A 21,624-nucleotide genomic window follows, 5' to 3' on the forward strand; every position below is an offset into this window, starting at 1 on the left:
TCCATCAGCTTTACGAGTTCCCGTTGAATATCCGGTCGCAACTTTTTATGTATCCGTTCTCTGCCTTCCTTCGTGTAAGGGGGAAGGCTTTGACTGCAGCACATAGTTTACTTGTTTTTACATCTGCGATTGGATACAGGTGCACATTAGTCAATTGGAAAGTCCTGAAGCCACCGCCGTAGAATTTCTTGTAGGTCGGTGGGGGATTTTCAGGGTGCTCATACTTTCCGACAAGCAGCAGCCTTATTCGTCATGCTGATTCCTATGCTGGTTGTATATCCATTTCTGCAGAAGTATTTCGAAAAAGTGTGATGATCGGCGCCATCAAGGGCTAAAAGAACAGGAATTTATATCATTTGGGAGGGTCATGTATGAAACGAAAAATGAAAAAGCTATCCGTTCTCGCCTTGACGTCGGTGCTAATGACCGCGGAAGCCCTGTCCGGCTGCTCGTCCGATAAATCGGCGTCCGGAGCCGGAGACAGCAAGCGGGAGCATATCACGGCTACCCTGTATGACCGGGGCAACGTCCCGCCTGAAGCGGGGACGATCGACAACAACCGATGGACGAAATGGATTAATGAAAAAGGGCCGACCGTCTCCGACATGTGGAGAAAATCGATTGTCGGCGGCAGCAAGTATACCCCCGAGCAGGCGCTGGCAGACGTGCAGGATCTGTGGAAACGATCCGGCGGTTCGAAAATCGATCAGTTTTATAGCGATTGGATCACGAACAACCCGAACGATGTGATTTATAGCCGGGATTTTATTAAACAGATTAATGAAGTGATCGGCAAGGAATGAATTCGGAAGTGAGAGGAGGCAGCATCTATGGATATCCGAATTTGACCGTCGAATCCGGTTTATTTTCAGCTTGTTTGATTAAAAGATGCAACCGCTTTCCGGAGCTTTCAAAGCCGTTAACGGTCTATCATTGTATTTGTCTGATCGCGATTGGAGCAATCCTATTTTTTACATACCGATGTGACACAAATGCGCGCTGCTAGAGGACTCAAATTTAAACTAACCGCGCTGGTTCTTCTGTTCACGCTTACATTGACTTCTTTTTGGGCTTACGATTCGTCAGCCGCATCCACTATGAACTATTCAAACCCGATCAATACGGCTGGAGCGGATCCATACGTTATGCTGCATTCGGACGGATATTATTATTTTACGCGCACGTTGGGCAACAGACTGGATATTTGGAAATCGAGATCGCTGACAGCCATTGATCTGGGAGAACGAAAAACGGTGTGGACACCGCCTTCCGGCTTAAAGGACATTTGGGCACCGGAAATCCACAATATCGGCGGCAAATGCTACTATACAGCGAACACCGGCTGCGGCGATAACTGCCGGGGAGTATATGTCCTGGAAAATGATTCAGCGGATCCTTTACAGGGCGATTGGACCGACAAAGGCAAGCTGAACACACAGTATTCGGGATTGGACGGCACGGTATTCGACCATAACGGCCGGTTATACTTCCTGTACGCGGCATATGGGGATTGGTCGGGCAGTCACGGCAGCGCGATCGCCATAGCTCCAATGTCAAATCCGTGGACGCTGGACGGGGATAATATGATTCTGACGAAGCCCGAATACGACTGGGAAATGAAAGGCATGCCTGTCAATGAAGGTGCCGTCATATTGAAGAAAAATGGAAAAATATCCCTTGTCTATTCCGCAAGCGCCTGCTGGGAAGACGACTACTCTCTTGGCATTCTGACAGCGGGCGCTGCGAGCGACTTGCTGAATCCCGCATCGTGGACGAAGAGCCCTCAACCGATTTTCGCCAAGGCGCCGGAACAAGGCGTTTACGCACCGGGACACAACTCCTTCGTTCCATCCAAGGACGGGACGCAGGATTTAATCGTGTACCACGGCAACAGCGGACCCGGTAAAGGCTGCGGCGCTAGGCCGACAAGGGTACAGCCTTTTACTTGGAACGATGGTTCTCCGAACCTGGGTGCCCCAACAAATGGTCCTCTTGCAGTTCCGTCGGGCGATTATCGGATTGAAGCGGAACATGGAGCACCGGTCAAAGCGTTAATAAAGGAGGAGAAGGGCGCATCCGGCGGCAAAGTCGTGCGGCTCAATAACCAAAACAGCTCCTTAATGATCAAGGATGTCATGGTGTCGGAGGAGGGAAGCTACACCTTAAGCCTTCGATATTCGAACACCGATGGCCCCGATGCATTGGAACATGTAACGGTGAACGGCAAACCGGCCGGATTGATGGCATTGCCTCACACGGGAAGCCATCAATATGCGACGGCCTCGATCCAAGTCGAGTTGAAGAAAGGTTATAACAACATGATCGAATTCACAAAAGGCAAACATGCCGTTGAGATCGACTACATTGAGCTTGCGGGCAGCAACGCGTTCTCGATCAAGCCTGGAGCCGAGTATAAACTTATTAACCCGAATGGCGGCAAGGCGCTCGAAGTCGTTGATGCAGGTATGGCGGATGGGACATGGACCCAGATGTGGAATGATTCCGAAGGAGGGGCGGCGCAGCGCTGGAAGATTGCCTTGAATGAGGATGGAACCTATACATTGATCAACCCGAACTCCGGCAAAGCGTTGACCGTGCTGGATCCTGCGGAATCTTGGGGAAGAGTGGGCATCTTGGAGAATCAAGGCCTGGATACGCAAAAATGGAAACTCACCGATACCGGGAACGGCTACTGCAAATGGATCAACGTGAAGTCGGGAAAAGCGCTCGATGTAAGCGGGGCCAGCATCGACAGCGGAGCGGATGTAGGAACTTGGAAAGATCTTCCAGGTGGAAATGCGCAACTGTGGCTGCTGTATCGTTTGGATTAAAGTTGTAAGCGTATCCGTTAACCATTACAATAAGGGGAAACCATTATCTACAAAGGCATGGGATCCCGATGAGATACGGATTTGTTGAAAACATCGAACATTTTACCCCTCATGCGTTTGCGGGTGAGCAGGGAGCAGGCTTGTTCCGCTCACACACGCACGATACCGACGAAATAACGCTTATTTTTGAGGGAGAAGGCTATTACTCCTCAGCTGGTCAAAACGTACAGGTTACGGCAGGCGATTTAATCCTCATTCCCGCCGGCATCCTTCACGGCTTCGTGTGCTTGAAAGCGTGGGACGGGATCTCGGTACACTACGATTCCAGCGACATCCCGTCCTTCTGTCAATTTTTGCTTCAGCACGCATATAGGCAGTATCCGAATCAAATTTTGAAATCACGGTTAAACAAGACTCACCTCGATAGAGCAAAGGCTGCGATAGAGCAATTGGGAGAAGAATATGTGCGGGTGCGGATGAATGAATATTCGCATGATCTAATGTGCAATGCGCTGGAAACGATGCTGCTGTTATACCACACGAACGCGACTCAAGCTTCATCGCCAGCTCCTGCCGACGAAGACAGCGACGAGCGGATGATACAGGACGCGCTGAAGGAAATTCATCTGACCTATTTTACTTCATTAAAGATTGCCGATATGGCCGCGCGCCGCTTCCATTCCGAGCGCATCTTCCGCAAAAAATTTTCAGATCGTGTCGGCGTATCGCCGAAGCAGTATATCATCTCCGTCCGCTTGAACGAAGCCAAACGGCTGTTGCGTCATACCGACAAACCTGTCGAGTTTATCGCCTCCGAAGTCGGATTTACTTCCTCCAGCCGCTTCTATGATCTGTTCATCAAACATGTGGGCAAGACGCCATTGGAATGGAGAAAGGAATCGTTATAAAAGCACTTAGTCCAGCTTTGCGCCGGGCTATTTTTTTTATTTGCCCTTGAACATACCAGGCGATCTCACAATGAAAAATAGCGGCAGCCCAGGACTTTCCGTTCCCTAGCACTAATGGGAAAAGAGTATTGTTCGTAGCATTGAACTGTTCCGCTGACTCATGACAAAGTGTCCATACTTGCACAGTTGTGTGAGCTGGCTAGCTGTGTCCCGGATATTAAACCGGCTCCTTGCAGGAGATCAATGTGGCAGAATCGGTCGAAAAGCTAAAGGACGCGGCTCATCAAGGCAAACGCCGAGACCAGGCCAGAGCTAAGGTTTACAGATTCTTCACTTCCGAGGCTCTCCGTTTAGATGCCCAAATGACGCTGTCTGCTTGGGATAGCTTGGAGTTAAAATGGTTCCTTCCGAAATGGACCGGGCAAAACCGCATTTTTAATCTGCTAAAGAAAATGGCCGTTTCCGATCAAGTGATAGCGAAGGAAGATGTCAGAACTCACTTGATGGATATCATTTCACTGCAGGAAGAAGAACAGAAGCTGAATCAAGCCAAGGAGGTATCGGCCCCTTTCCTTGGTTCCTCGCTGATCTGGGATGACGAGGGCAAGTGGGACGAAATAATGGATGCGAGCGAATGGCTGAGGATTTGCCGCCGGAAGAAGTTGCGGTTGCCGTGATATCCATTCTGTCTTCTCAAATTAGTCTTCCTTATGATGAATTAATGAAACAAGTGGTAAAAACGCTCGGATATGCTAGGTCCGGTAGTGCCTTAAAGAAGTCGATTCGGTTAGGAATTCACAGAGCTATTGAGCTTGATTACGCCTATGAAGATGAAAATCAGCGGGTGGTTGTAATGTAAGCAAGTCTTAGGTAATCAAAGGATTTTGTATAATTTATCAAAGGTCGATAATTTGACTTCATTCCACACCAATGTTCATACTTTGTATAAACATTGGTGTGAGGTGGTAGCATGTTGCAAGTTCAAAAATGGGGGAACAGTTTAGGCATCCGCATCCCAAAAGAACTGGCTATGGAGGTAGGACTGAAAGAGGGGTCAAAAATTGATCTTGACCTTAAAGATGGTCATCTCGTCATCAAACCACGGACCAAAACATTAGAAGATGTACTTTCGAAAATAACACCTGATAATATCCATTCCGAGGTTCAAACGGGTGAGTCGCAAGGACGGGAGTCACGGTAAAAGAATATTATTGTGGTGACTTCGTATGGATTCAATTTAATCCACGATCCAAGAGCCTTAAGAAGCTATTGAGGAGCGGGCATCGGAGAGATTTGGAGCTTAACTGAATGTTGTGCATTAGTGAGGAGAAGAGAACAAGCAGAGGGGCCAAGAATCTCCTAAGATTCTTGGCCCCTCTGCTTTATTTTCATTATTCGCTTAAATCGATTCACCGGAGCATCCCTCCTTCAGCCCTGCTGCTGCCGATATTCGAGCGGGGTTAGGCCGCAGTGTTTTTTAAACACCTGTGAGAAATAAGAGAAGTTGGAATAACCCACCTTGGAAGCAATGAGATGAACCGGAATGTGCGTGCTCATTAACAATGATTTCGAAATTTCCATTTTCCGCGTGATAATAAAGTCGTTCAGGGATATGCCCTTCGCTTTCTTGAACAACCGGGATAAGTATTCCGGGTTCAGATAGATGGCTTCCGCTACTTCCGCACGGCTAAAATTCTTTTCGATGTTCTGATTGATATAATCAATGGCCCGTTCAATCGGGGATTGGGTATGATGAGCCTCCCCGGCATGCGCTTGAACATAATCAAGCGTGAAATGGACCAGGTCGATCATTTTATCCAGGGATGTATAAGCTTCAAGGTAGTCGGCATAAGGGTATTGCTCAAAGAAGATATCGTTCACTTCGAGCTTCAACTGGTTGGCCGCTGTCAAGAAAATCTGGATATAGTCTTGATGAAACCTGGCCAGAAATTCAGCGGACATAATCCCCAGCTGCTTTTGCTGATGGAGGTAGCTATGGATCTGATCCCGGACGGTCTTAATGCTGTTATGGGATATGAGCATGGACCAGTTCTGCATCTTGGGAAAGGAGTAGGAACTATCCTTGATCTTGTTCAGATGCTGCATCGTAAAGACTTTGCTGTATAAAGCGACATTTTGCTGCCGCATATGGCAGAGTGCTTTGTAGTGCAGTTTAAGCTTTTCCGGTTCCCCGATATCGGAGATATAGCAGGCTGCTGAGCAGCCGAGCTCATTTTGTGCCATGTCGATAAATTGCTTCATCAATTCCGAGATGGGGGCATCGAATACACCCTCCGTATAAAGAAGTGTCAAATAATTCATCTGATCCAGCTGCACGAACAGCAGGTCGAGGTTATAAGGCTCTATGAGCTCCGATATGATGCTTCTCAGCTCATATTTTATGGTGTCTTTGTGCGGATTCGATTTCGTAAGCTGGATCAGGATGGAACCGAATTGAGCATGAGTGGAGACGGAAATATGGATATTGCTCAAATCTCGCAGCAGCTGCTGCGGATGCATTCGGGAATCCAGCATGAAGCTGCGGACACAGTTCTCGAGCAGCAATTCTTCATTTTGCCGCCAATAGGCACCATACTCATAAATTTGCCGCATGTGGGTATTGGCATGAATCTTATGGATCGCACGCTCAATGGATGCTTGAATATCTTCGTACCTTGCAGGCTGGAGAATATAATCGAAGCAGCCAAGCTGAATGGCTTCCTGCGCATATTCAAATTCGGAATAAGAAGACAGGAAGATACACTCGATGGCAGGAAATTGAGCTTTTACCCATTTGAACAACTCCAGTCCATTCTCCAGCGGCATTTCGATGTCACACAGCATAATATGTACATGATGATGATTTAATAGCGTTCTGACTTCGTCCGGGCCATACGCGGGATACACATGATCGATATGCAGCTCCTGCCAATTGACTCCTGCTATAACTCCTTGCACAACATCATATTGATCATCCACCACTAGAACGTTCATAAGCTTCCTCCTTGCCTTGTATTCTTGCTTGGATCGGGATTATGATTTCAGCAACCGCACCTTTCTCTGTGTTGAAAAAGGCAAGCATCGCCCGCTCCCCGTACAGCATGGACAAGCGATGACGCACATTGCTGATTCCGATATGGATATCCTTATGGAAGCTGCTGTCCCCATGATTCAGCTCATGCAGAATCGAATCCGTAAAGCCGGCGCCATTATCCTGAATGGTGATATCCGCATAATCTCCATCGTCACTCTTTAGCAGAATCGCTTTAATCTCGACCCGCAGCTGTTCATTCGGCTTCGTTGCATATTTGATGCTGTTCTCCACGAAGGCCTGAATGGATAGAGGCGGTATCGTAAAATCCTTCAAGGCGCTATCGACGCTGTATTCACACAGCGGCGGAACATGATGAGCAATTTGCTGAATCCGTATATAGTTCAGAACATGATCTAGCTCCTGCTGAAGGGAGACGAGCTGCAGATTATCCTTGAAATTGTAGCGTAGGTGGTTGGATATCGCCAGGATCATATGCTGAATGCGCTCGTAGCTTTGCTGCTGGGCCATCCCGTACAGGCTTTTCAAGCAGTTTAGAAAGAAATGGGGGCGAATTTGCAGCTGCAAATGCTGCAGCTCTGCCTTCTGCCGTTCAATCTCATGTTCATAGGCGACAATCTTCAAGTGATTGACCTGGGTTGTCAAATGGTTAAATGCCGCGCCCACCTGCTTGAATTCTTCGATGCGGTATTCTTCTCTTAGCTCCTGTGCTGAGCCTTTGCCAATGCTCGTCATCAGGCGATGCCAAGGAGAGAGGAGCGACCGGTTGAAGAAGAATAAGCTGATGATCACAAGTATAATCGTGAACAAGGACAGCGCGAACAATAGAGCAAGCCCTCCCTTGAATACATCCGGCTTCGGTACAGCAAAGATCAATTGAAGGTTCGTATTCTGAATGGGCTGGCTAATCATGATAAAGTTGTTGTTATATTCGTTTAATTGGAGCTCGTGGTCTGCGACGAATGGTTTATTCGTCAGCGGAGCGCCTTGATTGTTGGCGTAAATCACCTCGGTTCCTTTTTGCACAAGATCCATCGAATGGATCTGATCAAAGTCCACCATGGCAGCGGCATACGTGCCGTTTTTTCCGAGCAGTCTGAAAAGATAGGCTTTACCTTCAACTTCGAAAGCGAGCCAACCCGCGTTATAATGGTTCTCTGCTCGCTCCGTCAATGTACGCATCTGCAGCCGAATGGCTTCTTTCGTTTCATAACTGTACCCGTTATCAAAAATGTCGCGATAAGTGTCATTGATAGCACTATATATAAAAAAAGCGTTAGCCAAGTCATACGAGTTCAGAGCTGTATTGAATTGCGTCATAATTTCATGAGACGCAACATGAGCCCGAAGCGCGCTGACAGGACTGCTCAGCGTTGCATAATTGTAATCGCTTACGGCAACGTTGGATAAAAAATTATCGATGGCATCCAGATCGTTTTGCAAATTTTGAGCATATAATGCGTAGGATTGCTGATTCGATTCGACAAATTTCGCATTAAACGCGTAATAGGAATAGAAGTTGAACGCAAGCAGCATCCCGATTAGCGGGAATGTAATCACCAATAATGCGCGAAATATATTCATTTTAAATGAAGCGCTGTACCTTCTTTTCATGATGTGGTCACCTAGGATTTAATATGTTTGTATATTATATCACGTAAGACACCTGGATCAGGCTGAACAAGTTATTTCCATGAAAATCATGATTTCAAAAAAAGGACAATAGGCCAGCAAGATGATGAACATTCATGCTGTGCTTCTTGTCCTTTTTTGTGAGAAAGCAAGGTCTAACCTTTAACGGCTCCGACCGTAATCCCTTTTACGAAATACCTTTGGAAGAATGGGTACACCATCATAATCGGTAAAGCCCCGACGACGGCGATCGCCATCTTAATCCCTACGCTAGGCATATTGGATGCAATTTCACTAGCGTTGCCGCCAGCTCCGCCGCTTGCAAGGAATCTAACATCCTGCAGCATCGTATTCAGCATATTTTGTACACTGAACAAGCTATGATCCGTTAAGTAATACAGACCGTTTCTCCAGTCGTTCCAATAGTTGAGTCCAATGAGGAGCGACAGCGTCGCGACCATCGGCAGCGACATGGGGAGAACGATGCGGAAGAGAATGCGGAATTCTCCGGCACCGTCGATTCTTCCGGCTTCAATGACTTCGTCAGGTATGGTCGTCGTAAAGTACGTACGCATCATGATGACATAGAAGGCATTGAGCAGCAGGGCGGGAATGATCAAAGCCCAAATTGTATTATCAATGTTTAAATAGCGGGTCCACATAATATACGTAGGTACTAACCCGCCGTTGAACAGCATCGTGAAAAAGACGAAGAAAGCGAATTTTCCGCGATGGGGCAAATCTCTTCTGGAGAGAGGGTAAGCCAGCAATACGGTGATTATCAAGCTGGTAACCGTGCCGACAACCGTGACGAAGACAGTGATGCCGTAGGCACGTACAATCGTATCGAGTCTTTCATACATGTACGCATAGCTTTCCAAACTGAACTTCTCGGGAAACAGCGAGTAACCGTTCCGGATCAGTGTGCCCTCATCGGTAAAGGAAGAGACGACTAGCAGTACAAACGGAAACAAGCAGAATATCATGAACAAGAACATTAGAATATTCGCTATGATCTGAAACGCTCTACTATTATCAACCATGTTCGAATCTCCTTTGCGTCAGAATAGCGCGTTCTCTTTGCTGAATTTAATAACGAGTCGATTGGCGATGTAGACAAGCGTGAATCCGACCAGCGATTGGTACACACCTGCGGCAGAGGACATGCCCACATCGTTCAATTTGATCAAGCCGCGATAAACATAGGTGTCAATCGTATTGGTAACATCGTATAGCGGACCGGAATCCATCGGTACCTGGTAGAACAGTCCGAAGTCGGAATAGAATATCGTTCCGATTGCAAGCAGCACGAGCGTAATCATCGTTGGCTTCAGAGAAGGCAATGTGATATGAACGATCTGCTTCCACCGGTTCGCCCCATCAATAACAGCCGCTTCATAGTAGCCCCGATCAATGCCGACTACGGTTGCATAGTAGATGATGCAGCTATATCCGACGGTTTTCCATAGATGCACAATGGTTAGTATATAGGGCCAGTATTTCGGCTCCGTGTACCATGAAATGCTCTTCAGTCCGAGAGGCTCCAGAATGGAGTGATTGATAAAACCGGACTCGGAGCTAAACAAGGCGAATACAAGATAACTTACGACGACAATGGAAATCAGATAAGGCAGCAGGATCATCGTTTGGTAGCTCTTTTTCCAAAACTTCGAACGAATTTCATTTAAGACTATGGCAATGGCAACGGCTAAAACAGTCCCCAAAATAATAAAAGCAAGGTTGTATCCCAGGGTGTTTCGGGTAATGATCCATGCCTCCTTCGTCTTGAAGAGGTATTCAAAGTTGCTTAAGCCTGCAAACGGGCTATCGATAATCCCTTTATTCCAGTTAATATGTTTAAACGCGATGATGATGCCAGCCATTGGTACATAGTTGTTGATCAGCAGGTAAATAAGGCCTGGAATCATCATGATGTACATGGGAATAAAGCGTTTATAACCGGTTTTTCCAGCTCTTTTTACCTTTGGTGCCGCCATGATGGCCATTCTCCTTTCAGCCAATAATCGAAAAAAGATTATTTATTATTAGCAGCCCACTTATCAAGCTGGGATTGCTTCTCGGCAATAATGTCGTCAATGCCCGCATCCTTCAGTTCCTTCTGGAAGATCGGCAATGTCGTTTCAGGGTCAAGAACCCCGCACATCAAGGCCTCGTGGTATTTAGCAACGACATTGGACGCCGCAGTCATCTGGTTTCGTACACGGCTTGAATCAAAGGTGAAGCCGTATGCTGCAGAGCGGGTGGCCGTGTTGTTAAATTCCTTCTGAACTTCCCAATAATCAGCCGGGTTGCCTTTCCATACATGACCAATGGTTTGATTTGTCCAAATCCAGCCGCTAGTCGGGGGATATCCGCTGTTGCCGCCATTTACGCCTTCAGGGAAGTCGATCATAGATTGTCCATTCGCAGCATCGCCAACGGTTACATAGTGCTTATCCTGAATACCGTAGATCAGCAGGTTCACAATTACAGGATCGGTATACATCAGATTCAGCAATTTCATCGCCGCTTCGGGATGCTCACTTCCGCTGCTGATCGTCCAAGTAGCCATTTGCACGTCAGAGGTTGTTGTATAAGGAGGAATGATTTCGGATACGACGATTTCCGTGTTCCAATTTCTCGTCTCCTGTACGGCAAATCCAGGCTTCAGGTTGGCAAATCCGCCAAATGCGCTGCCTGCTTTCATCAGCGTGCCGGCACTTTCCGTATTGTTAATCGCATCTTTCATGATCAGGCCGGATTGATACCATTTGTGCGTGCGTGTAACAAAATCTTTGTAAAACTCGGTTTCATACAAGTTGACAACCTTCAGTTCCTTGCCAAAATCCATCAGTACGCCAAGGTTGGTCATATCGTCGCCAAGCGTATCCCAGCCCCAGTTACGAACCAGCTCGCCATTCGATGGAACGACAGGGATTACGTTGGGTTCATTCTCGCGGATCGTTGTCAGCGCTTCTTCCAACTGATCGAGTGTTTTGATATTGGCGTAATCGATGTTGTATTTATCCGCCAAGTCTTTTCTCATTTGGAAGCCATAGGCCTTGGCAAGGTCGCGACCTGTCGTAATACCGTAAATGTCATCGCCTATGCGGCCGCTCTCGATGTACTCAGGCCCGATTTCTTTAACGAGGTCTTGACCATACTTCTCGAGCAAATCGTTAAGCGGGATGATCTGACCGTTGTTGGCAACCGTAGCCAGTGGCGTCATGTAGATCGGAAGCAAGTCCACTCCCTTACCGGAGGCCAGCATCATTGTCGTCTGTTGTACGTAATTCCCGTACGAAATGTACGTGAGGTCCATTTCAACATTCAGCTTTTCTCTTGTGATTTCGTTAACGGCCTCCACGACCTCTGCGGTATCTTTCTTGTTATTGCCCATCATGACAACGTTGAGCTTCACGAGCTCCTTTTCTTTCAAATCTCCTTCAGTGATAGGTCCCGAATCGTTCTTAGCGCCGGATCCGGAATCTTTGCCTCCGCAAGCGGCAAGGATTGAAAGCGCTGTTATAATAACCAGTGCGCATGACAGTATTCGTTTCATTTTGACAACACCCTTCTCTAGTAGAATCTTGTTTAATATCTTAACAAACAAGGTGAACGCGTATCTGTAAAAATAATGTCTTAAATGATTGAAAAAATGACTTGTTGTCCGGAAAGCCGCATTTGTTGATTCCCCGTAAACAGGTTTGTGCTAAGATGGTGCAGGATCTTTGCCATAACTTAACATCAGAAATGAGGCGGATTAGGCATGACACATCTGAAGGTTGCGTTACAGCTGTATACTTTGCGCGATTACGATCAGGAAGATTTCGCTGCGAAGCTTAGAAAGGTAAGCGAGAACGGTTATGATGGTGTTGAATTTGCGGGATTTGCTGATATTCCGGCAGAAGAGATGAAGTCGATGCTGGAGAAGGCGGGACTGGAAGCCATGGGCAGCCATACGCGAATGGAGGAGCTGCTGGATCATTTGGAAGAGGTTATTGCTTACAATCAAGTCATCGGCTCTTCCTATATCGTGATCCCTTACTATAAGATGGAATCGATGGAAGACGTACATAGCCTGATAGAGATCGTAAAAGAGATGGGCCCGAAGATCAAGGCAGCCGGTATGGATCTTCTATATCATAATCATTATCATGAGTTCACGAACGAGTTCGGTGATCAACCCATACTCGAAATGCTGCGAGAAGCAACAACGGAAACGGAGCTGGGTTTTGAAATCGATATGTTTTGGACAACGCATGCTGACCGTGAGCCTGTAGAGGTCATGGAACGTTTCGGCTCACGCTGCAAGACGGTTCACGTGAAGGACATGGTGAATAAAGAAGGCAAAGAGATGACCGAGGTGGGAACAGGCATTCTTGATCTGAAAGGCATTATCGAGAAGGCCAAGTCCTCGGGCTACGAGTGGGTCGTTGTTGAGCAGGACCGAATTAAGATCGATGGCTATGAGAGTGTCAAGATTTCGCTCGACCACGTGAAATCAATGCTATAAGGGGCATTGGTTGATAGGTAGACTAAAATCTTTGTCTAATGGGTGTAAGTCTGACTGTAAAAAACGTTGTATTGAGGTGGCTCGGACACCATTTAAACACTTCCGATCATACGTGCTAAAATAGAACCATCATACGTTGTTATTGGAGGTATCTTCATTGAACATTCAACTGGGCCATTTTGAAGTGAATTCCGGACAATTGGTTGTGGCCGATCCTTGTTATGAATTGGATACGAACATTATTATTATGGGTGTGTTGGAAGCCGTATTGAATGGAACGTGGGTAGGGGAAGTGGAGAAGGTGGAGATCCCGGATTGGGGCGAAGCCAACGCCAAGCTAACGGCTTACCATCACTCGGCAGCTGAACAGGGGGCATTCCTGGAGTGGATCAAGTGTCCTTTTGTAGCTGGGGTGGATAGCGGGCAGGCCGGGATTTTTGATATTCAAAAGTACCGAATTCCGGATGCGGATTCGACCTCGGACAGCTCGGATACGGATACGGAATGGTATTATGCCTGCTGCGACATCACCGGGAGTGGAGAAGAAGCGGGCGTTCTGGATGGAGGCGTCGTATCTCGAACCGGCATGGGCGATGGTGCCTACGGCGTGTATAAGGCCGTGAATGAGCAAGAGCAGGTGGTCGGCGTAAAAATTGTGTTTATTAAGAGCTAGTCGAGGGTCAGTGAAACGAAATATGAGTAAGTACGAACAGCCATGGAAGGTATCCCTTTATGGCTGTTTTTATTTGGGAAACACTATCATGCCAACCAAGGTTGTCACTAAGCTAGAGTCAACTGAGGTATATTGGGGCTTCTGTACCATATTGGAGCATGAATGACTTGCTTCTTCCAAATTACATACTTCAATGCCTTTGATATGAAGGACTCTGGGGCCTTTTCCGTATCCTGGAAGGCGGTTACAATAAAGTCCAATGAACCGTTGGAGAGGATGCAAATGCCTAGAATACTTGTCCCGCCTGAGGTGTTGATTCGGGTGTCGGAGGAAGCCACAAGGGCAGCGGAAGAACTGGAAACGACCAAGAATCGGCTGGACCAGCAGATTTCATATATGATGTCATCGTGGGAAGGTACGACCCGTTCGCGGTTTTTCGAAGATTTTCAGCACGCCCATGGCGAAATGAATAAAACGATTGAACATCTTCGGATCATCGGTCAAGAATTGAAAACCATTGCTTTCCGGTTTATTTCAGCTGATATGCATGAAGATCTCATGATCGCGGCAGCTGCAGCGAGCGCTGCGAACGAGCCCAAAACGTTCTGGGACCAGGCGGGGGACTTCTGGCAGGGGCTGCAGACCGGGGCGAAGTCCGTAGCAAATTCGGTAAAGGATACGGCCACATCCTTGGTGGAAGACCCGCTTGGCACTGCAAAGGACATGGCCTATAATGCAACTATCGGGACGGCGGAAGAGATCATCGACACGGCGGTTTGGGGAGGCAAAATGATCTTTGATGCCGATACCCGGGAAAAGTTTGCCGCAGACATCGAGGATTCGGGCGGCGCGTCCAATTATATGGGGCAGCAGGCTGCCATGATCCTAGCTGGCTTGGCCACACGCCGGATCGGCGTGAAGACCCACCCGCACCTGAAGCATGATTCGGGTGGGGATGGAGGGAAGGTTGTTGTTGGAAAAACTAATCTAACAGAACCTTCTTTACCTGAGGGAAGTAAACCTAAAGGGAAGTATACACAGGGCGACTCCCACGGTGTTAAGAAAGAGAATGAAACCGCCGATCTGCTGGCAGATCGGGGATATAACATTGAAATGCTAGATGAAGTTAATGGTGGGAATGGACACGGTATAAAAGAAACGTCAAACCCAGATTTTCTGATTGAAGGTAAAGTATTTGATTGTTATGCACCTACACAAGATACGAATGTTGATAATGTTCTTAGAAACATTAGAACTAAGACTAAAGCACAGGCAGACAGAATTGTTCTTAATTTAGATAACTTTGCCGTAGAAAAAATAAGTGAGATCACTGAGGGAATTCTAAGGAAAGCAAATCCTAATGGAGATTTGAAGAGTTTAAAAGAATTAATTATTGTAAACGACGGAAAAATAACACGTGTATTCGGAGGTTAGAAATGAATGGATTGCGAATTGTTTCTTGAATCAAATTTAAGTTCCAAATCGCTAGCAGAAATCATACAAAAAATAGTAGCTGAATCTGTAAATCAAAACGTATCACTTCACAATAACGAAGAAGAAATAGTGATCAGCACTGAATTTTTTTCGCTGGCTCTCGAAATCGATGATATTTCTGATATAGCTTTTGTTAGAAATCATTACAATCTCAATGTTAACCAATGTATTAGAATTCAACTATTTGGTAACACATTTTATCAAGGTTTAGAATATTTGTTTAAAGTTATTGGGAAGATCATGAACAAGATTGATGGTAATCTACTATTTTTGGAGAATGGTTCGGATCAACTACTTAGAAAAGAGAACGGTCAGTTAATTGTTAATAATGATTTAAATCAATACCAGAAGAGATATTTAACCAAAAGCCTGCTTGGTTTACTGGACCATTCTTATATTGAGGACAGATTGTCAAACTAATGATAGTCATTACATGCTAGAACTCATACACTAAAATCAAACCGAGCGAAGACTCAGGGCCCCTCCCTGTATTCGCTCGGTTTTTCCGTTATATCAGGCCTCATTGAACTTGAAACAAAAATGAGACAGTTCTTGTTCAATAGTTGTATTACACTTAATTGAAGATGTTGAAATTTATCAGATCACGGCGTGTTTCTATGACTCATCGATGATTGTACTGATGCAAAGGAGAAACCTGTTTATGAAAAAAATGTCCATCATTCTGGCAGTAACGCTCATTTTTTCGATGGTGCTTGCTCCCTTGGCTTCCGCTTTGTCTGTGGTTCGGGCCGGTAACGACTCGGTCCCGTCCGAAGCAGACGGTTGGGTGTGGGTTGGGACCGCAGAAGAACTGGCTTATATCAGTCGGAATCAAGCATCTTATCTGGATCGGAATATCCAATTGACCGGCGACATCGATATGACCGGCTACGAGTGGGTCCCGATCGGTAATGAAGCAGCAGCCTTCAGCGGGATATTTGACGGCAAGGGGCACCAGATCAGGGGCCTTGTGATCGAAGGTGGAACGCTGCAGGATGTCGGTTTCTTCGGCCGCGTGTCGGGTACGATCCGTAACTTGGGCGTCACGGTTCAAGTGAACGGCGGCAGCTATGCCGGCGGATTGGTGAGCCAGCTAACGGGCGGCAGCATTATCAACTCGTATTCGCAGGGTACTGTTACGAGCGGAAATACGGTTTACGGGGGCGTGAGCGTAGCAGGCGGGCTGGCGGGGGCGGCATACGGTAATTCGAACATTATTCGTTCTTCTTCATCCGCTTCCGTTAAGAGTGGCGATTCCTCCAACCAATATGCCGGAGGGCTTGTCGGTTCCCAAGGTGCAGGCTCCATTAGCGACTCTTATGCCACAGGATCGGTTACCAATTCGGGTGGCGACCACTTTTTCTTTGGGGGAGGATTGGTGGGACACCTGGTATATGGGGCGATCGCCAATAGTTATGCGTCGACAGAAGTCACGCAATCCGGAAGATTCAGCCATGGTGCGATGGGCGGCTTTGTCGGATTCATTTTCACCTCGACGAATCCTTCGATTCATGCCTCGTATTTCGATAACGTTGCTACCACACAAACCATTGGTGCAGGAGAGGGAGCTGGGCCAGGCTCGATTCAACTCACAGGCCTTACGACCAACGACATGAAGGCAGCCTCCAATTATGGCGGTTGGGATTTCGCGAACACGTGGGCCGTCGATGCTGGCGTCAATAGGGGTTATCCTTATTTGCGCCCGGGCATCTTGACAACCGATCTTCAGCGGGCAGTCAAGGACGTTCCCTATTCGATTGCGATTGATGCTTTCGATGGCGCAAGAGGAGGACTGGTTTGGAGTGCCTCCGGACTTCCCGATGGCCTATCGATGACTGCTTATGGCACGATCGAAGGCAGCGCTACGGTGAGCGGTACGTTCCCGGTTACGGTTTCAGCGACCGATGCAGGCCAGAACATCGCCAGCGCTGTGTTGACCCTGAACGTGGATCAACCTGCACCGGACATCGGCGGGCTTGCTATTAGTCCAGGCAGCGCGAACGGCTCGACGAGTGTGACGGCGGTTCCGGGCGACCCGGGACATACGTTTGCTTATCTGCTCGGGTCAGATGCCGGTGTGCGACCCCTAGTGGGTGATGCGTTGCCTGGCGAAGCGGTCTTGTACTCGCTAGGAGCGGACATTGTGGATCCGATTCCGGGTCAGTATCATCAGGTGTTTGAGCTGGATGCACAGCAGCGTATTCAGGCATGGAGCAGCGTACAGGTGGAAGCGACCCATATTCGAGACCAGGTCCGCGTGACGGGAGTGACGCTGGATCAGACGGAATTGACCCTTACGGCAGAAGGTGCTTCGCAGAAGCTGACGGCCGTCCTTATGCCGGCGAATGCGACGAATCAGATGGTATCCTGGACTTCCAGCGATTCAGCCGTCGCCCAGGTGGATCAGAGCGGCGAGGTGACGCCGATCGCTGAAGGTACGACGGTCGTTACGGTGACAACTGCCGATGGCGGGTACACGGCTGTCGCCGCTGTGACGGTACAATCGGCTCCAGCGAGCACGGGGACGGTGATCGGTGCAGTCTACGGTGCAGGTAACACACCGCTGGTTGGTGCAGCGGTATCAGTGGGCGGAACGAAGGATATGACCGACGCCGAGGGGAGATTTACGCTGAATAACGTAGCGGCAGGCCGCCATGCACTCACGGTGACAGCAGCGACGTATAACGATTATGTGACAACCGTGAATGTTTTAGCTGGGGAGACGGTCGACGTAGGACGCATCGATCTGAGAGCTGTCTATATCCCTAAACCGGAACCTCCAACCTATAGCTGGGTTCCTCCTGTTCCTGCTTCTATTCCTGCACCGGATCCAAGGATGATCGTAACGATCAATGGTCAACAAGTTCGGGTAACCGCCAAAAAAGAGCAGGAGCATGACGGGCGCACGGTTCTGAGATTAATGCTGGGCTCCGAGCTGATTCGGTCATGGGCCGCTGGCGGGGACGATATCGTCATCGACATCGACAATGAGGATCCGGTGGTGAAGGTAGACCTTCCGGCTGAAGCGCTGCATGTTCTCCTTGCGGCCAAGCCGAATGCAGCCATTCGGTTTGGGGTGGACGGGGCAAGCTACAGCGTTCCGCTGCACGTGCTAAGTGACCTCCCGAAACGAACGACCGCAACGGTCGCTATTGCGAAAATGACAGATTCCGCAAGCCGTCAGCTGGATGAGGTATTGACTCGTCAAGGGCATGACATGCTGGCTACGCCGACGAGCTTTGAGCTATACAGCGACGGCGATGTAAGAATCGAAGCGGAAGGAACGTACATGGAGCGGGCATTCTCGATGAACGCAGCTGCAGAACCTGACCGTTCCACCGTCGTGTGGGTGGATGACGCAGGGAAGCTGCGCTTCGTTCCTTCCGTTTTTGAAGGGAAGACAGCGACTTTTTATGGCCCATATAACGGGGTGTACACCGCGGTTCGATCCAACCGAACCTTCGAGGATATCCAGGGACATTGGGGACAAAGCGACATCGAGCGGATGGCAAGCAAGCTCATCGTGAACGGATCGGATGACGGCACGTTTGATCCTAACCGTACGGTGACCCGCGCCGAGTTTGTCGCGATGCTCGTGCGTTCGCTCGGACTCGCTGAGAAGCCGCAGCTTTCTGCTTATTCGGACGTGTGGCCGAAAGAAGTTTGGTATGCCGGTGCGGTTGGAGCCGCATCCGCTGCCGGCTTGATTGAAGGCTACGCCGACGGTTCGTTCCGACCGGACGCTAGGGTCACGAGAGAGCAGGTGGTGGTTATGCTGAGCAGAGCCGTCTTATATGCCGGCGAGCTTCCGCCGCAGGATGCCTCCGCGTTGGAACGCTTTGCGGACCATGCCCAGGTATCCGAGTGGGCCAAGGGATCGGCTGCCGAGCTGCTGGCCGCGGGCATGATCGAAGGCGTCGGCAATGCTGCGTTCGCACCACAGGCGTTTGCCACGCGCGCCCAAAGCACCCTTCTCTTAAACCGAATGCTGCTCTACTTGAATTTCATGAACTAATTGCAGTTAAATAGCTGACGCGCACATTCCAACCGAGAATGTGCGCGTTTTTTTGCGTTTATTCCGTTATGGAGCCTATTCGTAGACTCGAAACATAGTATAGTATAAAAAAATAGCAGGTTTACTAGTTGTAAGATTCAACGGGCGAGAAGCGGATGGAGTGAGGATGTAACGGATGGAGAGGATTTCAAGACATCGCATCATCGGTTTGGAACAAGAAATAAAGAGTTTTACGGATTGGCTGGCGGATTCCCGGGGACAGACATCCATTTTTTCAATATCAGGGATTGGCGGCATTGGTAAAACAACGCTGCTGCTGCAAATGGCCCGCACGGCAAGGCAGTCCTCGGTACGTTCCCTTTGGCTGGACGGGCAAGGAGGCTTAACGACGTCAGGCGCTTTTCTGGCGAGTCTAGAGATGAGTCTTGCAACCGAATACGGCAGAACCAGGGCTCCGGAATCCGCGCTGCTGCCATACATCGTTAACGAGCTTCAGCTGCAGCGTACCGTGTTGTTCATAGACAATGGTGAGGAGATCGAAAAGCTGGAAGGGTGGCTGTTCTCCAGATTTCTTCCTGAGTTGAAGTCCGCCCGCGTGTTGATCGTATGTGCCTCGCGCAATGGATTGCCGCTCAAGTGGCAGACGAATCCGGAATGGAAGTCCCAATTACGAAGGTTCCCTTTGAGGCTGTTTACGCGAGAAGAGGTCTACGATTATTTAGACGGCAGCGGATTGTCTGCGGAATGGCAAAGAGCTATTGCCGAGAAGACGGAGGGCCATCCGTTGTCGCTTGCCTTGACCGTGGATATGCTGCTTTCCGAGTCTGGGGAGCAGTGGGATGTATGGCGAGAGGTTCCGTCTGTATTGAGCGCCGAATTTTTACGGGAAGCGGCTTCTCCTGGCGTGTACCGTGCGCTGACGGTTTTATCGCTTCTGCCTGCAGCCGACGACAACATGCTGAACCGGCTGTTGGATACGCCTTTGGAAGGGGCGGACTATTACCATCTGAGGGCACTTTCGTTCGTACGGGATACGGTGGATGGGATATCGCTGCACCAGGTCGTCGCTCGAATGTTACGAGATGACTTCGCGCGCAGAAACCCCGCGCAATTCGAAGCGGTTCGCCATCAGGCGTTTGTTCTGCTGGCGGAACGATTTCATTCGGTCGATCAACGGATGCAGATGCGCCTGAGCGCCCACATCTTGGAGCTGTACCGCGAATTTTTACCCTCGGCCCATGCATATGCCAATTTCTCGTCAAGCCTGAAACCCGGCGAGCAGAAGCCGTTCCGGCAGGAGGATTTGCCGTATTTGCAGCGTTTTTTGAAGGCGTCTATTCGGGGCTCCGACTGGCAGTCTGAACTGGTCGACTCTGCCAATTACCCAGTTTTGCTGGAGGAGATTGCAGCTCATTTTCCAGAAGGAATCTTTATCGTGCGGGACGAAAAAGGGACGCCGCTGGCGTTTTGCGCAGGCGTATGGCTGCATGCCTTAAGTATGCCATTGTTGGAACGATATGCGCCTGGGTGCAGGGGGATGTTGGGGGAGGAAGCTTCTTCTCTACATCGGCTTCCTCCGGAGGCAGCCGATACGATATTTGTGCTGATATCCGCGGTAAACTCCGAACAGTCCTTATATCGTCCCGAAGAGCTGGGGGCCTTGCTGATGCAGCAATGGCTGGTTCATATGACTGGCGGCCTGCGGGGGATTTTAGCGGCTGGGGATCCGCAGTTGAACTCTTTGTTGTCGATTCTGGGATTCAAAGCGTGCGGGAAAGCGACGGGATTCGCGTGCATCGAATTGACGACATGGGAGCTTGATTTTAGGCAGACGACCTTTGATCAGTGGATTCAGCGAATCATCCGGCAAACGGAGATAGCAGCAGGTCAACCGACATATCAACGGGAAGATGAGGTTCCTCCGGCCATTGATAGAAGCGAAATGAAGCAAATACTGGATGGTCTGTTCGACCCGGACAAGCTGGAGAAACTCCCTGTCATTCGGCGGTTGGGTTGGAGCGGGGCGCAGGTGAGGGCTATAATTCAAGAGATTCTGGCTGATCCACGTTCGAGGGAACCTTTGACGCTATTGGAGAAGGAAATTCTAATCGCAAGTTATCTGCGCAAGGACCGGAACAAAAACCAGCTCGCAGCATCCTTCCATATGAGCAGAGCCACCTTTTACCGCCATATGCGTTTGGCCGAAAAACATCTGGCTATTGTGCTGAGCGATTTGATGAGGCCAGAATTCTGAGCACACTAGATAAGATAGGATCAAATAGCCTGTTTACACGGGCTCCTGCATAGGATTGCCAGCGAAAAACGCATCACTATAGGAGGTGCGTTTTTTGTGAGCTATTTTACTAGAGATACACGATACTGTTAAAACAGCAGGGAATAACCGATGGATTGCATACAGTTACTGTTTTTGGTGAGCCAATTAAAGTGTTTATTAGAAATGGAAATGTGGATTCTGTTTATGGAACAAATATGTATAGACTAA

General features: G+C 48.7%; 17 protein-coding genes. 12 read left to right on the forward strand and 5 right to left on the reverse strand.

Translation table 11 applies throughout. From position 1 onward, the window contains the following. The first annotated feature begins 371 nt into the window (after positions 1 to 371). The 6 genes from ACOZB4_RS18355 to ACOZB4_RS18380 all read left to right on the forward strand — a co-directional run bounded on the left by ACOZB4_RS18355 (position 372) and on the right by ACOZB4_RS18380 (position 4,940). Positions 372 to 803, forward strand: coding sequence for a hypothetical protein (locus ACOZB4_RS18355; RefSeq protein ID WP_379412221.1), 432 nt, complete (start codon positions 372 to 374; stop codon positions 801 to 803). 189 nt (positions 804 to 992) lie between these two features. Further along, positions 993 to 2,831, forward strand: a complete 1,839-nt coding sequence (locus ACOZB4_RS18360; RefSeq protein ID WP_379412517.1) for a family 43 glycosylhydrolase — start codon at positions 993 to 995, stop codon at positions 2,829 to 2,831. 68 nt (positions 2,832 to 2,899) lie between these two features. Next, on the forward strand, positions 2,900 to 3,739 hold the full coding sequence (locus tag ACOZB4_RS18365; RefSeq protein WP_379412223.1) for a helix-turn-helix domain-containing protein: 840 nt from the start codon (positions 2,900 to 2,902) through the stop codon (positions 3,737 to 3,739). Between the two features lie 245 nt (positions 3,740 to 3,984). Continuing rightward, the gene (locus tag ACOZB4_RS18370; RefSeq protein ID WP_379412226.1) at positions 3,985 to 4,416 is read left to right on the forward strand and encodes a hypothetical protein; all 432 of its coding nucleotides are present in this window, start codon (positions 3,985 to 3,987) and stop codon (positions 4,414 to 4,416) included. Then, entirely contained in the window at positions 4,374 to 4,598 is a 225-nt protein-coding gene (locus ACOZB4_RS18375; RefSeq protein ID WP_379412228.1) for a hypothetical protein, read from the forward strand. The genes ACOZB4_RS18370 and ACOZB4_RS18375 overlap by 43 nt, the downstream gene beginning before the upstream one ends. Before the next feature lie 111 nt (positions 4,599 to 4,709). Then, complete coding sequence (locus tag ACOZB4_RS18380; RefSeq protein ID WP_379412232.1) at positions 4,710 to 4,940, forward strand: AbrB/MazE/SpoVT family DNA-binding domain-containing protein; 231 nt, start codon at positions 4,710 to 4,712, stop codon at positions 4,938 to 4,940. 227 nt (positions 4,941 to 5,167) lie between these two features. Here ACOZB4_RS18380 and ACOZB4_RS18385 read toward each other — a convergent pair whose 3' ends face one another. The 5 genes from ACOZB4_RS18385 to ACOZB4_RS18405 all read right to left on the reverse strand — a co-directional run bounded on the left by ACOZB4_RS18385 (position 5,168) and on the right by ACOZB4_RS18405 (position 11,985). Next, complete coding sequence (locus ACOZB4_RS18385) at positions 5,168 to 6,733, reverse strand: helix-turn-helix domain-containing protein (protein ID WP_379412234.1); 1,566 nt, start codon at positions 6,731 to 6,733, stop codon at positions 5,168 to 5,170. Further along, on the reverse strand, positions 6,711 to 8,375 hold the full coding sequence (locus ACOZB4_RS18390) for a sensor histidine kinase (protein WP_379412237.1): 1,665 nt from the start codon (positions 8,373 to 8,375) through the stop codon (positions 6,711 to 6,713). Before ACOZB4_RS18390 ends, ACOZB4_RS18385 begins: the two co-directional genes overlap by 23 nt. A 203-nt stretch (positions 8,376 to 8,578) precedes the next feature. Further along, the gene (locus ACOZB4_RS18395; RefSeq protein ID WP_076326497.1) at positions 8,579 to 9,466 is read right to left on the reverse strand and encodes a carbohydrate ABC transporter permease; all 888 of its coding nucleotides are present in this window, start codon (positions 9,464 to 9,466) and stop codon (positions 8,579 to 8,581) included. An 18-nt stretch (positions 9,467 to 9,484) separates the two neighbouring features. Further along, a complete protein-coding gene (locus ACOZB4_RS18400; protein ID WP_379412242.1) occupies positions 9,485 to 10,420 on the reverse strand; it encodes an ABC transporter permease in 936 nt (311 codons plus the stop codon). 38 nt (positions 10,421 to 10,458) lie between these two features. Continuing rightward, entirely contained in the window at positions 10,459 to 11,985 is a 1,527-nt protein-coding gene (locus tag ACOZB4_RS18405) for an ABC transporter substrate-binding protein (RefSeq protein ID WP_379412245.1), read from the reverse strand. 207 nt (positions 11,986 to 12,192) lie between these two features. On the opposite strand from ACOZB4_RS18405, the gene ACOZB4_RS18410 reads away from it, so the two are divergent. From ACOZB4_RS18410 to ACOZB4_RS18435, 6 genes are all read left to right on the forward strand, one after another. Further along, positions 12,193 to 12,939 (forward strand): sugar phosphate isomerase/epimerase family protein, encoded by a 747-nt coding sequence (locus ACOZB4_RS18410; protein WP_379412248.1) that lies wholly within the window; start codon positions 12,193 to 12,195, stop codon positions 12,937 to 12,939. A 157-nt stretch (positions 12,940 to 13,096) separates the two neighbouring features. Further along, positions 13,097 to 13,612, forward strand: a complete 516-nt coding sequence (locus tag ACOZB4_RS18415; RefSeq protein ID WP_379412251.1) for a hypothetical protein — start codon at positions 13,097 to 13,099, stop codon at positions 13,610 to 13,612. Positions 13,613 to 13,894: 282 nt separating this feature from the next. After that, positions 13,895 to 15,046, forward strand: a complete 1,152-nt coding sequence (locus tag ACOZB4_RS18420) for a WXG100 family type VII secretion target (RefSeq protein WP_379412255.1) — start codon at positions 13,895 to 13,897, stop codon at positions 15,044 to 15,046. 6 nt (positions 15,047 to 15,052) lie between these two features. After that, complete coding sequence (locus tag ACOZB4_RS18425; RefSeq protein ID WP_379412257.1) at positions 15,053 to 15,526, forward strand: hypothetical protein; 474 nt, start codon at positions 15,053 to 15,055, stop codon at positions 15,524 to 15,526. A 241-nt stretch (positions 15,527 to 15,767) separates the two neighbouring features. Then, positions 15,768 to 19,121, forward strand: coding sequence for an S-layer homology domain-containing protein (locus ACOZB4_RS18430; protein ID WP_379412260.1), 3,354 nt, complete (start codon positions 15,768 to 15,770; stop codon positions 19,119 to 19,121). A gap of 175 nt (positions 19,122 to 19,296) precedes the next feature. Beyond that, on the forward strand, positions 19,297 to 21,375 hold the full coding sequence (locus ACOZB4_RS18435; protein ID WP_379412263.1) for an ATP-binding protein: 2,079 nt from the start codon (positions 19,297 to 19,299) through the stop codon (positions 21,373 to 21,375). The last annotated feature ends 249 nt before the right edge of the window (positions 21,376 to 21,624 follow it).

The organism is Paenibacillus sp. NPDC058898 (assembly GCF_049316025.1).
In the GTDB taxonomy this organism is placed as follows: domain Bacteria; phylum Bacillota; class Bacilli; order Paenibacillales; family Paenibacillaceae; genus Paenibacillus_AQ.